Genomic DNA, 3278 nt, shown 5'->3' on the forward strand with positions numbered 1-3278 from the left:
CGACCCGCAACGGGTCGCCCGGCAGCAGCGCATAGCGTGCGCCGGTCATCTCCTTGCTTAACTGGATATGGGGTTGCAGCGACATTCTCGCGCCTCCTTCACTCTTACGGTTATCCGATATCAGCCTCCTGCTTTAACTTTTCAGGGACTAACAACACAATGCTTTCACCATCGGTATCAATAATCTGTAACGCTTTCAGATCATGTAAAATACGATTAATACTACGGGTCGTCGCCGCCAGCTCCTCGCTGAGGTTTAGCTTATCCAGCAAAATTGCGTTGGTGCCATCTTGTTGATAACGCAGCCATAACGCCTGACACACTCGCTGATGCAGCGAGTAAAGATTGTCGCTGCTGGCCTTTTTTGACAGCTGATAATATTGCTGACTAAAGAAGCGCAGCATCCGCTGGTTAAAATGGTTATCTAAGGCCAGCCAGCGGCAAAAATATTCCTGCGACAAACTCAGGAGCTGCACATGCCCTACTGCCACCACCGAACAGATGTAATGACGCGACTCAAAGATCTCGAGTTCACCCAGCATGTCGCTTTTCCGGTAGCGGGCCTGACGATAACGACGTCCATCTTCAGCCTCATAGAACACATCCACTTCACCGGCAATAATTAGTGAAAAGCGCTGACATATTTCCCCCTGCCGGCAAATAAAGTCTCCGCGCGGGATCTCTTCAAAACACCATTGCTGCATGATTTCCAGAGGGCAATATTTCAGTAATTCGTAAAGCTGTGGATCGCGAACAATATCACTAAGCCCGGAAAGCCAGCCGACTGAAAATTCAGGTTTTTTCATTGTATCCATGTTATCTCGCTCCACAGCGGTAGGGACAGGACGGCTGTCCCCGACAAGAAGGAATAGGGCAGATAAAAATGTCGCTCATCTCTCGCTTCCATACATCAGGCGAGACATCTGTCCCGTGATGGCGAAGAGTATATGTTCACGGCGAAGGTGGGTGATAAAGTAACGAGATATCTTTGAGACATGAGAACAAAATAATGGCTAAGAGCGCGGCAGCCCTGCACATCCTGGTAAAAGAAGAAAAACTGGCGCTGGAGATCCTCAGCAAGCTGGAGCGCGGTATTAGCTTCGATCACCTGGCAAAACGCTACTCTCGCTGTCCATCCGGGCGCAACGGCGGCGATTTGGGTGAATTCAAACAGGGGATGATGGTGGGGCCATTTGATGCCGCCGTGTTTAGCTGTCCATTGCTTAAACCTTACGGGCCGGTCAAAACCAAATTCGGCTATCACATCATCAAGGTGCTGTATCGCCGATAAGCCATGCTAAAATCGCCAGCCTTATATATTCCCTTTTGAAGGCACGATCATGGCAAAAACAGCAGCAGCAGTGCATATCCTTGTAAAAGAAGAGAAACTGGCACTGGATCTTCTGGAGCAGATTAAAAACGGTGCCGACTTCGGCAAACTGGCTAAGAAGCATTCCATCTGCCCATCGGGCAAACGCGGCGGCGATTTAGGTGAATTCCGTCAGGGCCAGATGGTGCCGGCGTTCGACAAAGTGGTCTTCTCTTGCCCGGTGCTGGAGCCAACCGGCCCGCTGCACACCCAGTTCGGTTACCACATAATTAAAGTGCTGTACCGCAACTAATAAAAAGCCCGGTGTTTAAACACCGGGCTTTTTATTAGTTGCGGTACAGCACTTTAATTATGTGGTAACCGAACTGGGTGTGCAGCGGGCCGGTTGGCTCCAGCACCGGGCAAGAGAAGACCACTTTGTCGAACGCCGGCACCATCTGGCCCTGACGGAATTCACCTAAATCGCCGCCGCGTTTGCCCGATGGGCAGATGGAATGCTTCTTAGCCAGTTTGCCGAAGTCGGCACCGTTTTTAATCTGCTCCAGAAGATCCAGTGCCAGTTTCTCTTCTTTTACAAGGATATGCACTGCTGCTGCTGTTTTTGCCATGATCGTGCCTTCAAAAGGGAATATATAAGGCTGGCGATTTTAGCATGGCTTATCGGCGATACAGCACCTTGATGATGTGATAGCCGAATTTGGTTTTGACCGGCCCGTAAGGTTTAAGCAATGGACAGCTAAACACGGCGGCATCAAATGGCCCCACCATCATCCCCTGTTTGAATTCACCCAAATCGCCGCCGTTGCGCCCGGATGGACAGCGAGAGTAGCGTTTTGCCAGGTGATCGAAGCTAATACCGCGCTCCAGCTTGCTGAGGATCTCCAGCGCCAGTTTTTCTTCTTTTACCAGGATGTGCAGGGCTGCCGCGCTCTTAGCCATTATTTTGTTCTCATGTCTCAAAGATATCTCGTTACTTTATCACCCACCTTCGCCGTGAACATATACTCTTCGCCATCACGGGACAGATGTCTCGCCTGATGTATGGAAGCGAGAGATGAGCGACATTTTTATCTGCCCTATTCCTTCTTGTCGGGGACAGCCGTCCTGTCCCTACCGCTGTGGAGCGAGATAACATGGATACAATGAAAAAACCTGAATTTTCAGTCGGCTGGCTTTCCGGGCTTAGTGATATTGTTCGCGATCCACAGCTTTACGAATTACTGAAATATTGCCCTCTGGAAATCATGCAGCAATGGTGTTTTGAAGAGATCCCGCGCGGAGACTTTATTTGCCGGCAGGGGGAAATATGTCAGCGCTTTTCACTAATTATTGCCGGTGAAGTGGATGTGTTCTATGAGGCTGAAGATGGACGTCGTTATCGTCAGGCCCGCTACCGGAAAAGCGACATGCTGGGTGAACTCGAGATCTTTGAGTCGCGTCATTACATCTGTTCGGTGGTGGCAGTAGGGCATGTGCAGCTCCTGAGTTTGTCGCAGGAATATTTTTGCCGCTGGCTGGCCTTAGATAACCATTTTAACCAGCGGATGCTGCGCTTCTTTAGTCAGCAATATTATCAGCTGTCAAAAAAGGCCAGCAGCGACAATCTTTACTCGCTGCATCAGCGAGTGTGTCAGGCGTTATGGCTGCGTTATCAACAAGATGGCACCAACGCAATTTTGCTGGATAAGCTAAACCTCAGCGAGGAGCTGGCGGCGACGACCCGTAGTATTAATCGTATTTTACATGATCTGAAAGCGTTACAGATTATTGATACCGATGGTGAAAGCATTGTGTTGTTAGTCCCTGAAAAGTTAAAGCAGGAGGCTGATATCGGATAACCGTAAGAGTGAAGGAGGCGCGAGAATGTCGCTGCAACCCCATATCCAGTTAAGCAAGGAGATGACCGGCGCACGCTATGCGCTGCTGCCGGGCGACCCGTTGCGGGTCG

At 50.2% G+C, this 3278-nt stretch carries 6 protein-coding genes and 2 pseudogenes; 4 read left to right on the top strand and 4 right to left on the bottom strand.

Annotated elements, in window-relative coordinates; translation table 11 throughout:
• Positions 1-85, bottom strand: a pseudogene (locus tag FDX14_RS25535) (nucleoside phosphorylase); the annotation flags it as partial.
• Between the two features lie 25 nt (positions 86-110).
• A complete protein-coding gene (locus tag FDX14_RS21495; RefSeq protein WP_137350204.1) occupies positions 111-815 on the bottom strand; it encodes a Crp/Fnr family transcriptional regulator in 705 nt (234 codons plus the stop codon).
• A gap of 194 nt (positions 816-1009) precedes the next feature.
• Between FDX14_RS21495 and ppiC (FDX14_RS21490) the strand changes: the two genes are divergently transcribed.
• Positions 1010-1291, top strand: a complete 282-nt coding sequence (gene ppiC, locus FDX14_RS21490) for a peptidylprolyl isomerase PpiC (protein ID WP_061381061.1) — start codon at positions 1010-1012, stop codon at positions 1289-1291.
• 49 nt (positions 1292-1340) lie between these two features.
• Entirely contained in the window at positions 1341-1622 is a 282-nt protein-coding gene (gene ppiC, locus FDX14_RS21485; RefSeq protein WP_003017999.1) for a peptidylprolyl isomerase PpiC, read from the top strand.
• 34 nt (positions 1623-1656) lie between these two features.
• On the opposite strand, the gene ppiC (FDX14_RS21480) is transcribed toward ppiC (FDX14_RS21485), so the two are convergent.
• Both ppiC (FDX14_RS21480) and ppiC (FDX14_RS21475) read right to left on the bottom strand, forming a co-directional pair.
• Positions 1657-1938, bottom strand: coding sequence for a peptidylprolyl isomerase PpiC (gene ppiC, locus FDX14_RS21480; protein WP_003017999.1), 282 nt, complete (start codon positions 1936-1938; stop codon positions 1657-1659).
• A gap of 49 nt (positions 1939-1987) precedes the next feature.
• Positions 1988-2269, bottom strand: a complete 282-nt coding sequence (gene ppiC, locus FDX14_RS21475) for a peptidylprolyl isomerase PpiC (RefSeq protein WP_061381061.1) — start codon at positions 2267-2269, stop codon at positions 1988-1990.
• A 194-nt stretch (positions 2270-2463) separates the two neighbouring features.
• Between ppiC (FDX14_RS21475) and FDX14_RS21470 the strand changes: the two genes are divergently transcribed.
• Both FDX14_RS21470 and FDX14_RS25540 read left to right on the top strand, forming a co-directional pair.
• Positions 2464-3168 (top strand): Crp/Fnr family transcriptional regulator, encoded by a 705-nt coding sequence (locus FDX14_RS21470; RefSeq protein WP_137350204.1) that lies wholly within the window; start codon positions 2464-2466, stop codon positions 3166-3168.
• Between the two features lie 25 nt (positions 3169-3193).
• Positions 3194-3278: pseudogene (locus FDX14_RS25540) on the top strand (nucleoside phosphorylase); the annotation flags it as partial.

Origin of the sequence: Citrobacter sp. wls710 (genome assembly GCF_005281115.1) — a bacterium.
Taxonomy (GTDB): Bacteria; Pseudomonadota; Gammaproteobacteria; order Enterobacterales; family Enterobacteriaceae; genus Citrobacter; species Citrobacter werkmanii.

Bases quoted from the DNA above. Each gene is read 5' to 3' on its own strand.
- FDX14_RS21495 (WP_137350204.1), bottom strand. From the start codon at position 815: ATGGATACAATGAAAAAACCTGAATTTTCAGTCGGCTGGCTTTCCGGG.
- ppiC (WP_061381061.1), top strand. From the start codon at position 1,010: ATGGCTAAGAGCGCGGCAGCCCTGCACATCCTGGTAAAAGAAGAAAAA.
- ppiC (WP_003017999.1), top strand. From the start codon at position 1,341: ATGGCAAAAACAGCAGCAGCAGTGCATATCCTTGTAAAAGAAGAGAAA.
- ppiC (WP_003017999.1), bottom strand. From the start codon at position 1,938: ATGGCAAAAACAGCAGCAGCAGTGCATATCCTTGTAAAAGAAGAGAAA.
- ppiC (WP_061381061.1), bottom strand. From the start codon at position 2,269: ATGGCTAAGAGCGCGGCAGCCCTGCACATCCTGGTAAAAGAAGAAAAA.
- FDX14_RS21470 (WP_137350204.1), top strand. From the start codon at position 2,464: ATGGATACAATGAAAAAACCTGAATTTTCAGTCGGCTGGCTTTCCGGG.